Below are 17,397 nucleotides of genomic sequence, written 5' to 3'. Positions count from 1 at the left end.
CGCCGGCCCGCGCGGGCCGGCGCACGCCGCCGGTGGCCGAGGGGCGGGCGCCTGTAACAATTCGTGATACCAGCTTCGGCCAAGCTCCTGCCGCAATCTATTGCGGCGAAATTGCGACATCGGGCGCAGTTCTGCCGCAATTGGCCGGGTTTCCCCGGGTCTTTCATCCTGCCCTGCAGCGGCCGCAGGATCATCCCGATGCAGCGATAACAAGAATTTCGGCGGATCCGCCGGAGAAGATCCGGCGCCGTATGCGAGCCCGCGCCGATGCGCGGCCGAGTCACCCGGCTGCAACAGTCAAGAGTGCGCTGGTGCAAGCTTTGTCAGAGAGTTAACAGACCCTAAGATTGCCTGACCGGGACATTTTGTTACATTCTCGTTTCAAAGACGTAAGGCAGTCGCGACGAGGCGTGGGGACGCCACTTTGCGGCCGCAATGAAAACAAGACCAAGAACGAAAAATGGCGGGGGTGTCATGCTGGAGAATGGGGGCGGCGGTCGCAGAGCGACTGTCACGTGCATCATTGGCCTGTCGGCCACGATGCTGCTTTCGGGTTGTCAGGGATCGGGTTCGGACGCGGAATCGCCGCTCGAACAGCTGGCGGAACTCTCGACGACGGTGAAGTTCGACAGCAAGACCTTCGGGGTGCCGGCCAGCCCGCGCGTCACCAATCTGAAGCGCGTGCCCAAGGGCGGCGGCCGGGAGCAGGTCGGCAAGCCCTACAAGGTCCGCGGCAAGTGGTACTATCCCAAGGACCAGCCGGGCTACGTGAAGACCGGCAAGGCCTCCTGGTATGGCCCGAACTTCCATGGCCGTCTCACCGCCAATGGCGAGATCTACGACATGCACGGGCTGTCGGCGGCCCACAAGACCTTCCCGCTGCCGTCCTATGCGATGGTGACGAACCTCAAGACCGGCAGCAAGCTGATGGTCCGGGTCAACGACCGGGGGCCCTACGCCCACGGCCGCGAGATCGACCTGTCGGCCGAGGCGGCGGGTCTCCTCGGCTTCAAGTCCGCCGGCATCGCCGAGGTGAAGGTCGAATATGTCGGCCGCGCGCCGCTCGAGGGCGACGACACCCGAATGCTGATGGCGAGCTACCAGCCGGGCGAGGCGGGTTCGATGCCGGGCAGCGTGCCCGACAGCGTCATGGTCGCATCGGCTGAAACGCGCCCTGCCGCCGGCGGCATCGCGATGGCGAACGCCTATGGCGCCGAGCTGCCGGGTGTCCAGGCGCCGGGAACGCCGGCGCCGGAAGCCCGCCCCGCAACGAAGGGCGGCAGCTTCGGCACCTCGCTGTTCCGCAACTCCTACGCCGCGGAGCGCGCCGGCAGCGGCGCCGCCGCCGCCTTGTCCGGCCTTGCCGCGGCACAGTCTTCGACCGGTTCCGGCGAGACCATCGCGATCGGGCTGATCGACGACGCGCTGCTCGAACGCGTGCGGGCGGTGGCGACGGGCGAGGGCAGTCTTTCGGTGGACGATGTCGATGGCGGCGTTTCGGCGACCCTCGCCGTCGCCAGCGACGCCGATGCCGACACGCTGCTGAAGCGGCTCTGGCAGGTGGGCGCGACGAGCGCCTTCGTCGTCCGCGACTGAGCCTTGCCGGCAGCCGGCATGAGCCGCCCGATCGATGCGCAAACCATCTCGATCGCGTGATGGCCGCGGGCCGGCGCTTGCGCGAGAGGGCCGGCGAAAGCTAACTGGGGCGATGACGAGATCCACTGTCCTTCGCTCCCCGAGGCACCGCCTGCGGGCCGCCGAACGGTCGTCGCCGGCCCGCCGCGGCGTCGTGCTGGTCGTCGCCGCGCTTCTGGCCATGAGCGCGGTCGGCGCGATGGCGGCCGACGAGCCGAACCCCGTCATCGAGACCGAGGCGCAGGAGGCGCTGGTGGTCGATGGCGAGACCGGCACGATCCTGCTCGACAAGAACCCTGACAAGCCGTTCCCGCCCGCCTCGCTGGCCAAGATGATGACCATGGAGGTGGTCTTCGAGGCGATCGCCTCCGGCCGACTGGCGCTGGACACCGAGTTTCCGATCTCCGTCCATGCCTGGCGGACGGGCGGCGCACCCTCCGGCACCTCGACCATGTTCGCCGACGTCAAGTCGAACGTCTCGGTGGAAAACCTCATCCATGGCGCGATCATCCATTCGGCCAACGATGCCTGCATCGCGCTCGCCGAGGGAATCGCCGGATCGGAGGAGGCCTTCGCCGAACTGATGAACCGGCGGGCGGCCGAACTCGGGATGACGAATTCGCGCTTCGTCAATCCGACCGGGCTGCCGGCGGAGGGCCAGCACGTGACGGTCCGCGACCTCGTGACCCTGGCGCGCCACATCCGCACGGAGCATCCCGAGCTCTACGCGATCTATTCCAAGCCCGACTTCAAATGGAACAAGATCTTCCAGCGCAACCGCAATCCTCTTCTGGCGATGGGCATCGGCGCCGACGGCATGGAGACCGGCTACACCGAGGCATCCGGCTACGCGCTGCTCGGCGTCACGAACCGCGGCGGGCGGGTGACCTATCTCGCCATGAGCGGGCTGCCATCGTCGCGCGAGCGGGCCGAGGAGGCGCGGCGGCTGCTCGACTGGTCGAACGAAGCCTTTGCAATGCGCCATCTCTACCGTAAGGGTGCGCCCGTCGGCTCCGCCGACGTCTTCGGCGGCGAGGCGGGGAGCGTGTCCCTCGTCGCGCCGCGCGACATCCGGGCGCTGCTGCCGCGCGAGGCGGGCGAGCGCCTCTCGGCGCGGATCCGGTATGACGGGCCGATCGCAGCCCCCGTCGAGGCGGGGGCGGTGATTGCCGCGCTCGACATCCTGGTCGACGGCAAGCCGGTGCTGAGCGAGCCGCTGGCGGCGGGGCGCCCGGTCGCCGCGGGAAGCTTTTCGGATCGCGCCATGGGCGCCGTCGGCGAACTCGCCTTCGGCTGGCTGCGAGGGTTCTGACGGGACGGGAACGGATTGCGCTTCAGGTGACTGGCTATCTGGTGACATTCGAGGGCGGCGAGGGCGGGGGCAAATCGACCCAGATCGCCCGCCTCGCCGCGTATCTGCGCAATCTCGGCCACGACGTGCTGATCACCCGCGAGCCCGGCGGATCGCCAGGCGCCGAGGCGGTGCGCCACATCATCCTGTCGGGGCTTGCCGAGGAACTCGGGCCGGACTGGGAGGCGGTCCTCTTCGCCGCGGCGAGGGCCGACCACGTCGGCCAGCTGATCCGCCCGGCGCTCGATCGCGGCGACATCGTCCTGTGCGACCGGTTCCACGATTCCACCCGCGTCTACCAGTTCGCCGGTCAGGGCCGCGACCTGTCGCTGCTCGAGCGGCTGGAGCGGGCAACGCTCGCCGGCACCTATCCGGACCTCACGATCGTCATCGATGTGCCGGCGGAGATCGGCGGCGAGCGGGCCCGCAAGCGCCGCGGCAATGCCGGCGCCGACCGCTTCGAGAAGGACGACCAGAGCATCCAGGAAGCCCGCCGCCAGGCCTTCCTCAAGATCGCCGAGAACGAGCCGGAGCGCTGCGTCGTCGTCGACGGCAATCGGCCCGTCGAGACGGTCGCGGCCGATATCCGCGCGATCGTCGAGGACCGGCTCGAGGCTAAGCGCTTCGAGGCCATCGACCGGTCGCTGAAGCTCGGCCAGAAACGTTGAGCGGCGTGACCGTCGGCGGCAGTGCGATCGGCGCTTTGTCCCTCGAAGCCTATTCGACCCACGACGCGCTGGACGGCGTGCCGCAGCCCTTCGTGACGCCGCATCTCTTCGGCCACGACGAGATCTTCGCGGAGATGGACGAGGCGCGGCGGTCGGGGCGCATGCATCACGCCTGGCTGCTGCAGGGGCCGGCGGGCATCGGCAAGGCGACCGCGGCCTTCTGCTTTGCCCGGCTGCTCTCCGGCGCCGCCGCCAGCGATCCCGCCGGCGCGACGATCCGCTTCGACCCGGCCGATCCGGTGTTCCGCCAGATCGCCATCGGTTCGATGCCGGGGCTGATCCACCTGACCCGGCCGCCGGTCGAGCGCGGCACCGGCTACCGCACCCAGATCACCGTCGAGGAAGTGCGCCGGCTCGGCCGCTTCTTCCATGCGACGGCGTCCGGCGAGGGCTGGCGGATCGCCATCGTCGACCCGGCCGACGACCTCAACCGCAACGCCGCCAATGCGCTCCTGAAGCTGCTCGAGGAGCCGCCGGCCCGCTCGGTCTTCCTGCTGGTCAACCACACGCCGGGCCGGCTCCTGCCGACGATCCGCTCGCGCTGCCGCGTGGCGCGGTTCGAGCCGCTGTCGGGCGAGGCGGTGGGCGATGCCCTCGCCGCCTTCGGAGCCGGACTCGACGCCGAGGACGCGGCGCCGATCGTCAGGGCCGCCGAGGGGAGCGTCCGCCAGGCGCTGATGCTGGCGGCAAATGGCGGCGTCGAGATCGGCCAGGCGGTGGAGCGGCTGTTTGCGGCGGGCGAGGCGGACATCAACGCGCTGCAGGCCCTCGTCGACCAGCTGACGATGAAGGGCCGCGAGGCCTCCTACGACCTGTTCCTCGCGCGGCTTCTCGCCTTCGTGGCAGAGGAGAGCGAGCGGCGGCTGATGGCCGGCGATCTTGCCGCGGCGAATGCCTATGCCGAACTCTGGCAGGCGGAATCGCGCCGGCTGTCGGAGGCCGCCGCCTTCAATCTCGATCGCAAGCAGGCGGCGCTGACCACGGCGAGCCGGGTTTTCGCGCTGAAAGCGGCGCTGGGGCGCAGCAAAGCGGCGAACGTGGCCGATGCGCTGCGCGATTGATTGAGACGCAGGCGCGAATGCTCTATCTGGCATTCGAGCGGACGACGATCCGTGCGACGCGGCCGCCAGCGGCCGCGCATCCCACCGCCACCGACAATACTGCGAAAGCGCCATGGCCGAACGCTATTATCTGACCACCGCGATCTCCTATCCGAATGGTCGCCCGCATATCGGCCACGCCTACGAGTTCATCGCGACCGACGCGCTGGCGCGATTCAAGCGGCTGGACGGCTACGACGTCTTCTTCCTGACCGGCACCGACGAGCACGGCATCAAGATGCTGCAGACGGCGCGCAAGGCCGGCATCGAGCCGCGCGACTTCGCCGAGCAGAACTCGGCCGAATTCGAGAAGATGACCAAGGCGCTGGGCGGCTCCAACGACGACTTCATCCGCACCTCCGAAGAACGCCATTATGCCGCCAGCCAGGCGATCTGGAAGCGGATGGTGGATGCCGGCGACATCTACAAGGACAGCTATTCCGGCTGGTACTCGGTGCGCGACGAGGCCTATTACGGCGAGGACGAGATCACCCTGAAGGAGGACGGCCAGCGCTACGGCCCGCAGGGCTCGCCGGTCGAATGGGTCGAGGAGGAGAGCTACTTCTTCAGGCTGTCGCAGTTCCAGGACCGGCTGCTCGAGCTCTACGAGAAGAACCCGGACTTCATCGGCCCGGCCGAGCGGCGCAACGAGGTGATGTCCTTCGTGCGCTCGGGGCTGCGGGACCTGTCGGTCTCGCGCACGACCTTCGACTGGGGCATCCCGGTGCCCGGCGACGAGAAGCACGTCATGTATGTGTGGGTCGACGCGCTGACCAACTACCTGACAGCGACCGGCTTTCCGGGCGAGGGGGAGCGCTCGGCCTTCTGGCCGGCGGATCTCCATGTCATCGGCAAGGACATCGTGCGCTTCCACACGGTCTACTGGCCGGCCTTCCTGATGTCGGCGGGCCTGCCGCTGCCCAAGCGCGTCTTCGGCCACGGCTTCCTGTTCAACCGCGGGGAGAAGATGTCGAAGTCGGTCGGCAACGTCATCGATCCCTTCGCGCTGATCGAGACCTATGGCCTCGACCGGCTGCGCTATTTCCTCTTGCGCGAGGTGCCGTTCGGCCAGGACGGCAACTATTCCCACGACGCGATCGTCAACCGGACGAATTCGGAACTCGCCAACGACATCGGCAACCTCGCCCAGCGCTCGCTGTCGATGATCGCCAAGCATTGCGACGCCAAGGTGCCGACGCCCGGCGCCTTCACCAATGCCGACGAGGCGATCCTCGCCCAGTCGCACCAGCTGCTGGCGACGGCGCGCGAGGCGATCGACCGGCAGGAGATCCACGCCGTCCTCGCGGCCATCGTGGCGCTGGTCTCGGCGACCAACCGGTACTTTGCCGGCGAGGAGCCGTGGGCGCTGAGGAAGACCGATCCGGAGCGGATGGGGACGGTGCTCTACGTCACCGCCGAGGTCGTGCGCCGCGCCGCGATCCTGCTGCAGCCCTTCGTGCCGGAGAGCGCGGGCAAGCTCCTCGACGTCCTCGGCGTTGCCGCCGATGCGCGCAGCTTCGGCGAACTCGCGCCGGAGCGCCGGCTGGCGCCGGGAACGGAACTGCCGACGCCCCAGGGCGTCTTCCCGCGCTATGTCGACCAGCTGGCCGAGGATGGCGGCAAGGACGGCGCCGCATGAGCCTGTTCCTCGTCGACAGCCATTGCCACCTGGATTTTCCCGACTTCGACGGCGAGCGCGCCGCGTTGATCGCCCGGGCGAAGGAGAATGGCGTCCAGCGCTTCGTGACGATCTCGACCTTCGTGTCGAAGATCGAGCGGCTGCTCGAAATCACCCGCGAATTCGACGCGGTCTACGCCTCCGTCGGCACGCATCCGCACAATGCCGGCGACGAGCCGGACGTGACGACGGCCGAGCTCGTCGAGCTTTCGACGCGGGAGAAGATCGTCGCGATCGGCGAGGCCGGGCTCGACTATCACTACGACAAGGCGCCGCGCGACGTTCAGGCGAAGGTGTTCCGCACGCATATCGCGGCGGCGCGCGAGACGCAGCTGCCGCTGGTCATCCACGCCCGCGAGGCGGACGAGGACATGATCGCGATCCTCGAAGACGAGGCCGGGAAGGGCACCTTCCCCTTCATCCTCCACTGCTTCTCCTCCGGCCGCGGGCTGGCCGAGGCGGGTCTCGCGCTGGGCGGATACGTCTCGTTCTCCGGCATCCTGACATTTCGCAATTCGCAGGAGATCCGGGACATCGCCAGGGACGTGCCGATGGAGCGGCTTTTGGTCGAGACCGACGCGCCGTATCTCGCGCCGCCGCCGCATCGCGGCAAGCGCAACGAGCCGGCCTTCGTGCGCCACACGGCCGAGGTCCTGGCCGAGGTGAAGGGCGTCGATCTCGACACCATCGCGCGCCAGACCTCGGACAACTTCTTCCAGCTCTTCCGGCGGATCGACGATCCGCGGGCGTCGGCCTGACGGCCGCCGCGACCGATCCCGAGTAGCTCCTTCATGCCGGACCGCCTGCGCCTCACCATCCTCGGCTGCTCGTCGTCTCCGGGCGTGCCGCGCATCAACGGCGACTGGGGCGCCTGCGATCCCGCCAATCCGCGGAACCGGCGGCTGCGGGCGGCGGCGCTGGTGGAGCGCATCGGGGCTGCGGGCGTGACCAGCGTCGCCATCGATTGCGGCCCGGATTTTCGCGAGCAGATGCTGTCGGCGAAGGTCGAGCGGCTCGATGCGGTGCTGCTGACGCATCCCCACGCCGACCACATCCACGGCCTCGACGACCTGCGCGGCTTCATGCTGGCGCAGAAGACGCGGATTCCGGTGCATGCCGACGACGCCACATACGAGCGCGTATTGGAGGCGTTCCGCTACTGCTTCGAGACGCCCAGGGGCAGCGACTATCCGCCGATCATCCGCCGCGTCGAGATGCGCGCCGACGAGGCCTTCGCCATCGACGGGCCGGGCGGCGCGCTGGAGATCCTGCCGTTCCGCCAGGTCCACGGGTCGATCCACTCGCTGGGCTTCCGGATCGGGCCGATGGCCTATTGCACCGACGTCTCGGACTTTCCGGACGCCGCCATCGGGGCGATCCGCGGCGCCAGCCACATCGTCATCGACTGCCTGCAATACCAGCCGCATCCGAGCCATCTGAGCGTCGACCAGGCGCTCGCATGGATCGAGCGGCTCGGCGTGCCGCAGGCGACGCTGACCCACATGCACACGCCGCTCGACTACGCGACGCTCTGCGACGAGCTGCCCGCGCATGTGCGGCCGGGCCACGACGGGCTGGTGATCGAGCTGCCGCTCGGCTGAGCGCGTCTGCTGCCGGCGCCGGCAGCACGGCCTCGTCCCATGCGGCGCTGCCGGAACGCTCGCTGTCGCGGCGCGCGGCTCCACCGAAACCCGGCCCGGAAACCTGCCCCGGAAACCTGCCATTGACCATGATCCGACATCCGGCTCGCGAAGCCTCGCGGGATCGGGCACGGTCGAGGACTACGGACGGACCAGCCCGAGGCCGTTCGGGCCAGCTGTCGAGGCTGGTGACGGAGCCGGCGCACGACCGAGGCCGAACGGGGGCCGCTTCGACCCGAGGCCGATGCTGGCAGGGCGGATCCACCGTCCCGCAGGTAGCTCAAGTATGTTCCATAATCTATCTTATGCAACTTACGCATCCGCGGCGTCCGGTGCGTGCGGGTGTCTGTGGCGCCCTATCCCCCGAAAATGACAGGCATCTTCCGGCCAGCCCCTCGTGCCGGACCTCCAACGCGATGTCCGAGGCGCCGGATGCGGCTCGAAATCCGCCCCGCCGGGCGCCGTCTCAATCCGGCGGGTTTCCCGGCACGCCGGATTGCGGCGGTTTCGGCTCGTCAGGCGGCGGCCGGGGCGCTAGAAGCCGATCCCGTGTCGTTGCCCTTCGCGTGCCGCGACGCGCCTGTCCCATCGTTCGGAGCCGTGCCCATGGAACCCGCCCGCGACATTTCCCGGCTGATCGAGATCATGGCGGCGCTGCGCGCGCCGGTGACCGGATGCCCGTGGGACCTCGATCAGGATTTTGCGACCATCGCGCCCTACACGGTCGAGGAAGCCTATGAGGTCGCCGACGCGATCGAGCGCGACGACGCCATCGATCTGAAGGAAGAGCTCGGCGACCTGCTGCTGCAGGTCGTCTATCACGCGCGGCTCGCCGAGGAGCGCGGGCTGTTTTCCTTCGAGGACGTCGTCGAGACGATCACGCGGAAAATGATCCGGCGCCATCCGCACGTCTTCGGCGACGCGGTGGCGCGATCGGCGGGTAGCGCCAAGGGCCAGTGGGAGCGGATCAAGGCGGAGGAAAAGGCCGAACGGCGGAAAGCGCGCGAGAACGCCGCGACGACGCGGCTGTCCGGCGCGGTCGAAACCGCCGATGCGGCGGAGGCGGGGGCCCGGCACCTCGACGGGGTGCCGAGCGCCCTGCCCGCCTTGACCCTGGCTTTGAAGATCCAGGCGAAGGCCGCCGTCGTCGGCTTCGACTGGGACCGGCCGGAGCCGATCCTGGCGAAGATCGAGGAGGAGATCGGCGAACTCGCCGAGGCCGTCGCCGGCGCCGATCCGGATGCGACCGAGGCGGAGATGGGCGACCTGTTGTTCTCGGTCGTCAATCTGGCGCGCTACCACCGGGTCGATCCGGAAAAGGCGCTGCGGCGCTGCGTGCGCAAATTCCGCGACCGCTTCGGCTTCATCGAGGACGGGCTGGCGGCGGACGGCCGGACGCTCGAAGGCGCCAGCCTGGACGAGATGGAGGCGCTGTGGGTGGCGGCGAAGATGCGCGGTGGCGGGGGTGGAACGGCCGGGTGATCGGGCGGGGTCCGGGTGTTCTGCGACCGCTTGGCGGTGGCGGCGGTTTGGAATGGGTCCCGGGTCAAGCCCGGGATGACGACGTCGGAAGGTGCGGCCGTTCGTTGGTGAGCGGCGTCCGGTAGCCGCGGACTTTTGGCGCGGAGCCGGAAAAAGCGCGACCGGCACAGCCTCGTCATCCCGGGCTTGACCCGGGCTCTATTCCAAATCGTGCGAACCGCCGAGCCGGTGCCGGCGGCTCCTGTTCCCGGTTCGAGAGGGGCAATTCCGGCCAGCGTGCCGACGTGCGGCCCCGAGCCGGCGCAGGTGCCTCGCAGCGCCCGTCAGCCGAGCGCCGTCGCGATCGCGTCGCGTTCCTCGTCGAGGCTCACAGTCGCGACGGGGCGTCCGGCGCGGCGGTACCAGTAGGCGGCGTTGGCGAGGTCGCCTTCGATGCGGTGGAGATGGGCGTGGATCCAGGCGGCGTCGGACGAGGGATCGTCCTGAACGACCGCATGGGCGCCGTCCCAGTCGCCGGCCTGCAGCCGCTCGATCGCCGCCTTGATGTCATTCGCCATGGCGCGCGCTCCTTTGCTTTCTGCCGGCGCTCCGCAGGCGCTGCCGGACGGCGCCGTGGCCGGCTTCGACACTGCGGAAGGCCGCTCAAGCGGCGGCGGGTCCCGGCGCCGGCTGCCCGGCGATCACCACCACTTGGCCGGCGCGAACCGTCCGGCCGCCTGCTCGATGACCGAGCCGAGGGAAAACAGCGTCTCCTCGTCGAAGGGCCGGCCGATCAGCTGCAGGCCGAGCGGCAGGCCGCCGTCGTCGAGGCCGGCGGGAACCGCGATGCCCGGCAGGCCGGCCATGTTCACCGTCACCGTGAAGACGTCGTTCAGATACATCTTCACCGGATCGGCGGCCATGTCCTGGTCGCCGATGCCGAAGGCGGCGGACGGCGTCGCGGGCGTCAGCAGCGCGTCGATGCCATCGGCATAGACGGTCTCGAAGTCGCGCTTGATCAGCGTGCGGACCTTCTGGGCCTGCAGGTAGTAGGCGTCGTAATAGCCGGCGGAGAGCACATAGGTGCCGATCATGATGCGCCGCTTGACCTCGCGGCCGAAGCCCGCGGCACGGGTCTTCTCGTACATGTCGGCGATGTCCCTGCCCGGCACGCGCAGACCGTAGCGTACCCCATCGTATCTGGCGAGATTGGATGAGGCCTCGGCGGGCGCGACGATGTAATAGGCCGGCAGGGCGTATTTCGTGTGGGGCAGCGAGACGTCGACGATCTCGGCGCCGGCGTCCTTCAGCCAGACGATGCCCTTTTGCCAGAGCGTCTCGATCTCCGCCGGCATGCCGTCCATGCGGTATTCCTTGGGAATGCCGATCCTGAGGCCCTTCACCGAACGGCCGATGGCGGCCTCGTAGTTTGGCACCTCGCGGTCGACGGAGGTGGTATCCTTCGGGTCGACGGAGGCCATGGATTTGAGAAGGATCGCCGCGTCGCGCACGTCGCGGGCGATCGGGCCGGCCTGGTCGAGCGAGGACGCGAAGGCGACGATGCCCCAGCGCGAGCAGCGGCCGTAGGTGGGCTTGATGCCGACGGTGCCGGTCAGCGCCGCCGGCTGGCGGATCGAGCCGCCGGTGTCGGTGGCCGTGGCACCGGCGCACAGATGCGCCGCGACCGAGGCGGCCGAGCCGCCGGACGAGCCGCCCGGCACGAGGTCGAGGTTGGAGCCCTTGCGGCGCCAGGGGTTCTTCACCGGGCCGTAATAGGAGGTTTCGTTGGACGAGCCCATGGCGAACTCGTCCATGTTCAGCTTGCCGAGCATGACCGCGCCGTCGGCGAAGAGATTGGCGGTGACCGTCGATTCGTAGCGGGGCTCGAAGCCGTCGAGGATGTGCGAGGCGGCCTGGGTGTGGACGCCCTCGGTGGCGAAGAGATCCTTGATGCCGAGCGGGATGCCCTCCAGCGGGCCCGCCTCGCCCGCCGCGATGCGGCCGTCGGAGGCCTTCGCCATGGCGCGCGCCTTGTCGGCGGTGACCGTCACATAGGCGTTGATCTGCGGGTTGGCGGCCTCGATGGCGGCGAGATAGGCGTCCGTCAGCTCGGCGGCGCTGGTCTCCTTGTTCGCCAGAGCTTCGCGGGCCTCGGCAATGGTGAGGGCGGTGAGGTCGCTCATGATCAAAGGCTCTTTTCGTAAAATCGGCTGTAGTCGGACGGCGGATAGTCGAGGACGGCGTCGCAGCGCCGGAAGCCGCCCCGTTCGTAGAGCGTCCAGGCCGGCTCGAAGCCCGGGGTGGCGCCGGTCTCGAGGACGAGCCGCGTCAGGCCGAGACCGCGCGCCTTCGCCTCGATGGCGGTGAGGATGGCGCGGCCGAGACCCCTGCCCCGCAGATGCGGCTCGGCATACATGCGCTTGACCTCGCCGGTCTCGGCGTCATGCACCTTCAAGGAGCCCATGGCGACGGCCGTCCCGGTCTCGTCGCGGGCGACGAAGACGGTGGCGTCGGCGCCGGCCATCTGTTCCACCGTCAGCTGATACTGGAACTCCGGTGGCGACAGCGGCCTCAGATGCGCGTTCAGCTTGGCGACCATCTCGCGGATCTCGTCCTGAAGCGGCGTTTCGGCGGCGACCGACAGGACCATGGCCTACTCGACGACCTTCGGCACCATGAAGAAGTGATCCTCGCTGGCCGGGGCGTTGGCGATGATGTCCTCCGCCTTCTCGCCGTCGGTCACCACGTCCGCGCGCTTCTTCATTTCCATCGGGATCACCGAGGTCATCGGCTCGACGCCGGAGACGTCGACTTCCGAGAGTTGCTCGACGAAGCCGAGGATGGCGTTGAGCTCGGTCTCCATCGCCGCCACGTCGTCGTCGCTGACGGCGATGCGGGCGAGCTTGGCGACGCGGCGCACGGTGGCGGTATCGACGGACATGGGGTCTCCGGCGGCTGATCTGACGGGTTCGCCGCTGCTATAACGGCGGCGTTGCCGGGTGGCAACGGCCAGCCGGGGACGCATTCGGGCTCATCGGCGGCAAAGACCGCCGGTCCGGCGAGGCGAAGACGGCAGGCCGGGCCCTGCGCTGGCCCGCCTGCCCGTCGTCGCAGCCCCGCTCAGACCTCGAACGGCTCGCCGACCTTCGGGTTCAGCACCTTGCCGGCATCGCCCTCCATCGCCTCGGTGAACTTGTCCGGGGTCTGGTCGAGGATCGGCAGCGTGCCCCAGTGGATCGGCACGATCTTGTCGAAGTCGAAGTAGCGCCGGCAGGCGATCGCGGCCACTGCCGCGCCCATGGTCAGCCGGTCGCCGACCGGGACCATCGCCACCTTCGGATGATGCAGCTCCTGGATCAGCGCCATGTCGCCGAAGATGTCGGTGTCGCCCATGTGATAGACGGTCGGCCCGTCGTTGCAGTGGAAGACGAGGCCGTTGGGCATGCCGAGATAGGTGACGGTGCCGTTCTCCTCGACGGAGCCGGAGGAGTGGAAGGCCTGGGTCAGCGTCACCGAGAAGTCGTCGAAGGCGACGGTGCCGCCGGTGTTCAGCGGCTCGATGGCCGCAACGCCCTGCTTGCTCAGCCAGCTCACCAGCTCGAAATTGCCGATCACCTTGCAGCCGGACTTCGCCGCGATGTCGACGGTGTCGCCGACATGGTCGAAATGGCCGTGGGTGAGGGCGATATGGGTGACGCCGGCCGTCGCGGCTGCGATATCCTGGCCTTCGAAATGCGGGTTGCCGGTGAGAAACGGGTCGATGAGAATGACCGACGCGCCGGTTTCGATGCGAAAGGCCGAATGGCCGAGATAGGTGATCTTCATGGAGCGGTTCTCTTGATGGCTGGATACAAGGCTGGAAGACGGGTGCCGGCCCCTGCCCCGCGCTGCCGGACGGTGGCGGAGCCGCTGCCGCCGGTAAGTGCGCGGCGGGCCCGCCGGGTCAAGGCTTGAGGCATGGCGATCCTGTCCCTCGAAGCCTTCGTCGCGCTTCTGTCGCCGGGCCTGCCGCTCGCCGGCCTCGATCTCGGCAGCAAGACCATCGGCCTTGCCCTGTCGGATCGCAGCTGGCGCTTCGCGACGCCGCGCCCGGTCATCCGGCGCAAGAAGTTCACCCCCGATGCCGCCGCGCTCAGGAAGGCCCTCGACGAGGAACACGTCGCCGCCATCGTCATCGGCCTGCCGCTCAACATGGATGGCAGCGAGGGCCCGCGGGCGCAGTCCACCCGCGCCTTCATGCGCAGCTATACCGGGCTCGACGACCGGCCCGCCCTGTTCTGGGACGAGCGGCTGTCGACGGTGGCGGTGGAGCGGGCGCTGATCGAGGCGGACGTCTCCCGGGCCAAGCGCGCCGAGCGGATCGATTCGGCGGCCGCCGCCTTCATCCTGCAGGGCGCGCTCGACCGGCTGGCGGGCCTGCGGGACCTGCAGCTGCGGGACTGAGCGTACCGCCCTGGCGCCGATCAAAGACCGGGGCCGGCGGTAGAGAGCCGCGACGCGGATAAGGGCGGAACGACGCCCTCCCCGGCGGGTTTTGGACGAAACCCACTTATGGAGGACATCATGGACAAGCCGAAGCCGCAGCCGGGCAAGCTGACGCCGCAGCCGGGCCAGACCATGCCCAACCCGAACATGCCGGGCGAGAAGCACGACGACGCGATGGGCCGGATCGACGAGAGCGGCCACATGAGCGATGAGAACAACGGCGACCTGCCGCCGGACGTCGCCAACGAGAAGGCCTCCGACCGCACCGGCAGGACGCCGCCCGCGCCAGGCGTATCGGACCTCTGAGGCCGGAAGTTCCGGTCGGGCCAATTCGGCCGGCGGTCGGTCGCGCCGGCGTCCGGTTCCGCCCTCGCTGGCGCCGAGACGTCCGCAATCGGCCGCACCGCCCCCGCTTCGTCATCGCGGCCCCCGAGCCGGGATCCACTCCATATCGCCGACGCCGCCGGCCACTGCGACCACGCACCATGCCCGAGCGACGATTTGGGATGGATCCCGGGTCGAGCCCGGGATGACGACCGGGTCGAGCCCGGGATGACGACCGTGGGAGGGCCAGCGCCTACCTGAGATATCGCCAGCTTCAGCTCGGTGGTGCCGATCAGACGGCGACGCGGTTCCGGCCCGACTGCTTGGCGTGGTAGAGATTGACGTCGGCGCGCTTCATGATCGCCGCGGCTCCGTCGCCGGGGCGCGCCGAGGCGATGCCCATCGATGCGGTCACGGCGATGGTGGCGCCCCCGACGTCGATCGTCAGGCGGGACAGCTGGTGGCGGAGCTTCTCGGCGAAGCGATGCAGCTCGTTCTCGTCGAGATTGGGCGCGATCACGGCGAACTCCTCGCCGCCGATGCGCGCCACGACGTCGTGGTACCGGGTGAACTCGAACAGGCAGAGGGCGACGGCGCGCAGCACGGCATCGCCGACGTCATGGCCGTGGGTGTCGTTGATCTGCTTGAAGTGATCGAGGTCGATCAGCACCAGGCCGATGGGCCTCTCGATGCGGGCGAACTCGGCGACGTATTGCGTCAGGGCAACGTCGAAGAAGCGGCGATTCTGCATGCCCGTCAGGGCATCGGTCAGCGCCGCTGTCTCGAGCTTCTTCGATCGCTCCTTCAGGAGCCCGGTGAGCGACTGGAGCTTGCCCTGCTCGCGGTCGTGACGGCGCAGCATGGGCAGGATGACGAACATCGCGCCGAGCGCTGCGGCCGCGAGAAGGCCGAGGCTCAGCCAGATCAGGGCGTCGTGCCGGGTGCGGAACCCTTCGTCCGCGCTCTCCGTGAGCGACTCCAGAAGCGCATAGTCGAGCGAGATTGCCACCGCCGCGGCGGCAACGGCGCAGATGACCAAGGCGACCGACAGCTCCGCCTTCGCTAGCTTCATGTGACACGAGGATCCTTCGAGAGCGATTCCGACATGTATATCCGCCAAGCCTCTACCGAGCTGTTAAATCCGCCCCTCGGTCAAGTTGCAACAGCGTCCCGCGGCCCGATGCGGCGCCAGCGCCCGTCGAACTGATGGCGGAACCAGGTTTCCTGCCGCTTGGCGTATTGCCGGGTGCGGATGATCGCGCGCTCCCGCGCCTCCTCGTAAGTCTTTCTTCCCTTGAGGAAATCGGACAGTTCCGAAAGGCCGATCGCCTTCCCTGCGGTGGCGCCCGCCGCCGGAAACCGTGCCTCGAAACGGCGGACCTCGTCGAGCGCCCCCTCCTCCAGCATCCGGTCGAAGCGATCGGCGATGCGCTGGCGCAGCACGGCGCGGTCCGGGGCGAGGACGAGCATCCGGGAGCGGTCCGGCTCGATCAGCCCCTCGCCCCGGCCGGTCTGGAGTTCCGACAGCGGCTTGCCGACCGTTTCGCCGACCTCGAGCGCCCGGGCGATTCGCTGGCCGTCGGCCGGATCGAGGCGGGCGGCCGCCACGGGATCGCGGCGGGACAGCTCGTCGTGCAGCGCGGCCGGACCGTGCGTTGCCAACCGTTCCCGCCACTGCGCGCGGATCTCGGCGGGCACGGCCGGCATGGCGTCGAGGAGCCCCAGCAGCGCTTTGAAATAGAGGCCGGTGCCGCCGCAGAAGATCGGCAGCCGGCCCTCCGCGCGCAGCGCCTCGAGGACCCGTGCGGCGTCGCGCAGCCAGGCGCCGGCGGAATAGTCGGATCGCGGGTCGACATGGCCGTAGAGATGATGCGGCACGCGGACGAGATCCTTGGGCGACGGGCGCGCCGTGAGGATCTCGAGCCCGTCATAGACCTGCAGGGAATCGGCGTTGACGACGGCGCCGCCATGGCGCTCGGCGAGTTCCACGGCGAGCCGCGACTTGCCGCTGGCGGTGGGGCCGGCTATCAGGATGGCCTCGAACTCCCCCGTCATCGCCGCCCCGTCATCGCTGCCCTTCATCGCCCCTTCATCGGGAGTCGTTCCATGCATGTCGCCACCCTGATCGCCCATCCGGACGGCCCGCATTTCTCGAACAGCGAGATCGGCCTCGTCGCCGGGCTCCTCGGCGCCGCGGCGGACGCGGCGGAATGGCTTGCCGAAGGTCTCGCCGCCGACCTGCCGCTCGTTGCCGCCCCGGCGCCGGAGGCAGTCGCCAGCGCGCGGGCGCAGGCCGCAGCGCTCGCTCTCGACCTCGTGGTGCAGGAGGCTACCGGCCGCCGCAAGCGCTTTCTGATCGCCGACATGGATTCCACCATGATCGAGCAGGAATGCATCGACGAGCTGGCCGCCGAGGTGGGCATCAAGGACCAGATCGCCGCGATCACGGCGCGGGCGATGAATGGCGAGATCGCCTTCGAGCCGGCGTTGCGCGAGCGGGTCGGGCTTCTCGCGGGGCTGGCCGAGGACGTCGTCGAAAAGGTCATCGCCGAGCGCATCACCCATGCCAAGGGCGGCCGAACGCTGATTGCGACGATGCGGGCGGCGGGCGCGCACACGGCGCTGGTCTCCGGCGGCTTCACGGTGTTCACCGGGCCGATCGGGGCGGCGCTGGGCTTCCACGAGACCCGGGCGAACCGGCTGATCGGCAAGGACGGCAAGCTCACCGGCGCGGTCGGCGAGCCGATCCTCGGGGCCGAAGCGAAGGTCGCGGCGCTGAAGGAGATCGCCGCCGCCAACGGCCTCACTGCCGCCGACACGATTGCCGTCGGCGACGGCGCCAACGACCTGCCGATGCTGCAACTCGCCGGCACCGGCGTCGCGCTGCACGCCAAACCGACGGTCGCGGCCGCGGCGCCACACCGCATCGACCACGGCGACCTGACGGCGCTCTTGTACATCCAGGGTTTTCGCCAGAGCGAATTCGTCGACTGAG

At 69.1% G+C, this 17,397-nt stretch carries 19 protein-coding genes; 12 read left to right on the top strand and 7 right to left on the bottom strand.

The window, feature by feature from the left end:
- From ATO4_RS28100 to mazG, 9 genes are all read left to right on the top strand, one after another.
- Positions 1–335, top strand: a 335-nt coding sequence (locus ATO4_RS28100; protein ID WP_210191091.1) for a hypothetical protein, incomplete at its 5' end; no start/stop codon positions are given.
- A gap of 283 nt (positions 336–618) precedes the next feature.
- The gene (locus tag ATO4_RS17225) at positions 619–1,596 is read left to right on the top strand and encodes a septal ring lytic transglycosylase RlpA family protein (protein WP_245308796.1); all 978 of its coding nucleotides are present in this window, start codon (positions 619–621) and stop codon (positions 1,594–1,596) included.
- A gap of 112 nt (positions 1,597–1,708) precedes the next feature.
- Positions 1,709–2,947, top strand: a complete 1,239-nt coding sequence (locus tag ATO4_RS17220) for a D-alanyl-D-alanine carboxypeptidase family protein (protein ID WP_083592768.1) — start codon at positions 1,709–1,711, stop codon at positions 2,945–2,947.
- Positions 2,948–2,973: 26 nt separating this feature from the next.
- Entirely contained in the window at positions 2,974–3,654 is a 681-nt protein-coding gene (gene tmk, locus ATO4_RS17215) for a dTMP kinase (RefSeq protein WP_083592767.1), read from the top strand.
- A gap of 5 nt (positions 3,655–3,659) precedes the next feature.
- A complete protein-coding gene (locus ATO4_RS17210) occupies positions 3,660–4,775 on the top strand; it encodes a DNA polymerase III subunit delta' (RefSeq protein ID WP_245308798.1) in 1,116 nt (371 codons plus the stop codon).
- A 112-nt stretch (positions 4,776–4,887) separates the two neighbouring features.
- Positions 4,888–6,453 (top strand): methionine--tRNA ligase, encoded by a 1,566-nt coding sequence (gene metG / locus ATO4_RS17205; protein ID WP_083592766.1) that lies wholly within the window; start codon positions 4,888–4,890, stop codon positions 6,451–6,453.
- The gene (locus ATO4_RS17200; protein WP_083592765.1) at positions 6,450–7,250 is read left to right on the top strand and encodes a TatD family hydrolase; all 801 of its coding nucleotides are present in this window, start codon (positions 6,450–6,452) and stop codon (positions 7,248–7,250) included. Before metG ends, ATO4_RS17200 begins: the two co-directional genes overlap by 4 nt.
- Before the next feature lie 33 nt (positions 7,251–7,283).
- Positions 7,284–8,093 (top strand): MBL fold metallo-hydrolase, encoded by an 810-nt coding sequence (locus ATO4_RS17195; protein ID WP_083592764.1) that lies wholly within the window; start codon positions 7,284–7,286, stop codon positions 8,091–8,093.
- 645 nt (positions 8,094–8,738) lie between these two features.
- Positions 8,739–9,614 (top strand): nucleoside triphosphate pyrophosphohydrolase, encoded by an 876-nt coding sequence (gene mazG, locus ATO4_RS17190; protein ID WP_083592763.1) that lies wholly within the window; start codon positions 8,739–8,741, stop codon positions 9,612–9,614.
- Between the two features lie 323 nt (positions 9,615–9,937).
- On the opposite strand, the gene ATO4_RS17185 is transcribed toward mazG, so the two are convergent.
- The 5 genes from ATO4_RS17185 to ATO4_RS17165 all read right to left on the bottom strand — a co-directional run bounded on the left by ATO4_RS17185 (position 9,938) and on the right by ATO4_RS17165 (position 13,418).
- Positions 9,938–10,171 carry a hypothetical protein gene (locus ATO4_RS17185; protein ID WP_083592762.1) on the bottom strand — a complete coding sequence of 78 codons (234 nt, stop codon included), beginning with the start codon at positions 10,169–10,171 and terminating at the stop codon, positions 9,938–9,940.
- Positions 10,172–10,294: 123 nt separating this feature from the next.
- Positions 10,295–11,776 carry an Asp-tRNA(Asn)/Glu-tRNA(Gln) amidotransferase subunit GatA gene (gatA, locus tag ATO4_RS17180; RefSeq protein WP_083592761.1) on the bottom strand — a complete coding sequence of 494 codons (1,482 nt, stop codon included), beginning with the start codon at positions 11,774–11,776 and terminating at the stop codon, positions 10,295–10,297.
- Between the two features lie 2 nt (positions 11,777–11,778).
- Complete coding sequence (locus tag ATO4_RS17175; RefSeq protein ID WP_083592760.1) at positions 11,779–12,243, bottom strand: GNAT family N-acetyltransferase; 465 nt, start codon at positions 12,241–12,243, stop codon at positions 11,779–11,781.
- 3 nt (positions 12,244–12,246) lie between these two features.
- The gene (gatC, locus tag ATO4_RS17170; protein WP_083592759.1) at positions 12,247–12,534 is read right to left on the bottom strand and encodes an Asp-tRNA(Asn)/Glu-tRNA(Gln) amidotransferase subunit GatC; all 288 of its coding nucleotides are present in this window, start codon (positions 12,532–12,534) and stop codon (positions 12,247–12,249) included.
- Between the two features lie 179 nt (positions 12,535–12,713).
- Complete coding sequence (locus tag ATO4_RS17165) at positions 12,714–13,418, bottom strand: metal-dependent hydrolase (protein ID WP_083592758.1); 705 nt, start codon at positions 13,416–13,418, stop codon at positions 12,714–12,716.
- A 132-nt stretch (positions 13,419–13,550) separates the two neighbouring features.
- Between ATO4_RS17165 and ruvX the strand changes: the two genes are divergently transcribed.
- Positions 13,551–14,036, top strand: a complete 486-nt coding sequence (ruvX, locus tag ATO4_RS17160; protein WP_083592757.1) for a Holliday junction resolvase RuvX — start codon at positions 13,551–13,553, stop codon at positions 14,034–14,036.
- 120 nt (positions 14,037–14,156) lie between these two features.
- A complete protein-coding gene (locus tag ATO4_RS17155) occupies positions 14,157–14,384 on the top strand; it encodes a hypothetical protein (RefSeq protein WP_139802518.1) in 228 nt (75 codons plus the stop codon).
- A 310-nt stretch (positions 14,385–14,694) separates the two neighbouring features.
- Here the strand turns inward: ATO4_RS17155 and ATO4_RS17150 are convergent, their stop codons facing one another.
- Together ATO4_RS17150 and miaA are read right to left on the bottom strand one after the other, a co-directional pair.
- Positions 14,695–15,474: a GGDEF domain-containing protein gene (locus ATO4_RS17150; protein ID WP_083592755.1), complete on the bottom strand. Its 780-nt coding sequence runs from the start codon at positions 15,472–15,474 to the stop codon at positions 14,695–14,697.
- An 80-nt stretch (positions 15,475–15,554) separates the two neighbouring features.
- Entirely contained in the window at positions 15,555–16,484 is a 930-nt protein-coding gene (miaA, locus tag ATO4_RS17145) for a tRNA (adenosine(37)-N6)-dimethylallyltransferase MiaA (protein ID WP_245308795.1), read from the bottom strand.
- A gap of 24 nt (positions 16,485–16,508) precedes the next feature.
- Between miaA and serB the strand changes: the two genes are divergently transcribed.
- Positions 16,509–17,396 (top strand): phosphoserine phosphatase SerB, encoded by an 888-nt coding sequence (gene serB, locus ATO4_RS17140; RefSeq protein WP_083592754.1) that lies wholly within the window; start codon positions 16,509–16,511, stop codon positions 17,394–17,396.
- Position 17,397 lies beyond the last annotated feature (1 nt).

It is taken from the genome of Aurantimonas sp. 22II-16-19i (assembly GCF_002088275.1).
GTDB lineage: Bacteria > Pseudomonadota > Alphaproteobacteria > Rhizobiales > Rhizobiaceae > Jiella.
The sequence above is the reverse complement of the archived record's forward strand: the minus strand, read 5'-3'. Positions and strand labels throughout refer to the sequence as shown.

Excerpts from the sequence above, each read along its gene's own strand:
- ATO4_RS17220 (WP_083592768.1), top strand. The coding sequence starts at position 1,709 with ATGACGAGATCCACTGTCCTTCGCTCCCCGAGGCACCGCCTGCGGGCC.
- metG (WP_083592766.1), top strand. The coding sequence starts at position 4,888 with ATGGCCGAACGCTATTATCTGACCACCGCGATCTCCTATCCGAATGGT.
- ATO4_RS17200 (WP_083592765.1), top strand. The coding sequence starts at position 6,450 with ATGAGCCTGTTCCTCGTCGACAGCCATTGCCACCTGGATTTTCCCGAC.
- ATO4_RS17195 (WP_083592764.1), top strand. The coding sequence starts at position 7,284 with ATGCCGGACCGCCTGCGCCTCACCATCCTCGGCTGCTCGTCGTCTCCG.
- mazG (WP_083592763.1), top strand. The coding sequence starts at position 8,739 with ATGGAACCCGCCCGCGACATTTCCCGGCTGATCGAGATCATGGCGGCG.
- ATO4_RS17185 (WP_083592762.1), bottom strand. The coding sequence starts at position 10,171 with ATGGCGAATGACATCAAGGCGGCGATCGAGCGGCTGCAGGCCGGCGAC.
- gatA (WP_083592761.1), bottom strand. The coding sequence starts at position 11,776 with ATGAGCGACCTCACCGCCCTCACCATTGCCGAGGCCCGCGAAGCTCTG.
- ATO4_RS17175 (WP_083592760.1), bottom strand. The coding sequence starts at position 12,243 with ATGGTCCTGTCGGTCGCCGCCGAAACGCCGCTTCAGGACGAGATCCGC.
- gatC (WP_083592759.1), bottom strand. The coding sequence starts at position 12,534 with ATGTCCGTCGATACCGCCACCGTGCGCCGCGTCGCCAAGCTCGCCCGC.
- ATO4_RS17165 (WP_083592758.1), bottom strand. The coding sequence starts at position 13,418 with ATGAAGATCACCTATCTCGGCCATTCGGCCTTTCGCATCGAAACCGGC.
- ruvX (WP_083592757.1), top strand. The coding sequence starts at position 13,551 with ATGGCGATCCTGTCCCTCGAAGCCTTCGTCGCGCTTCTGTCGCCGGGC.
- ATO4_RS17155 (WP_139802518.1), top strand. The coding sequence starts at position 14,157 with ATGGACAAGCCGAAGCCGCAGCCGGGCAAGCTGACGCCGCAGCCGGGC.
- ATO4_RS17150 (WP_083592755.1), bottom strand. The coding sequence starts at position 15,474 with ATGAAGCTAGCGAAGGCGGAGCTGTCGGTCGCCTTGGTCATCTGCGCC.
- miaA (WP_245308795.1), bottom strand. The coding sequence starts at position 16,484 with ATGAAGGGCAGCGATGACGGGGCGGCGATGACGGGGGAGTTCGAGGCC.
- serB (WP_083592754.1), top strand. The coding sequence starts at position 16,509 with ATGCATGTCGCCACCCTGATCGCCCATCCGGACGGCCCGCATTTCTCG.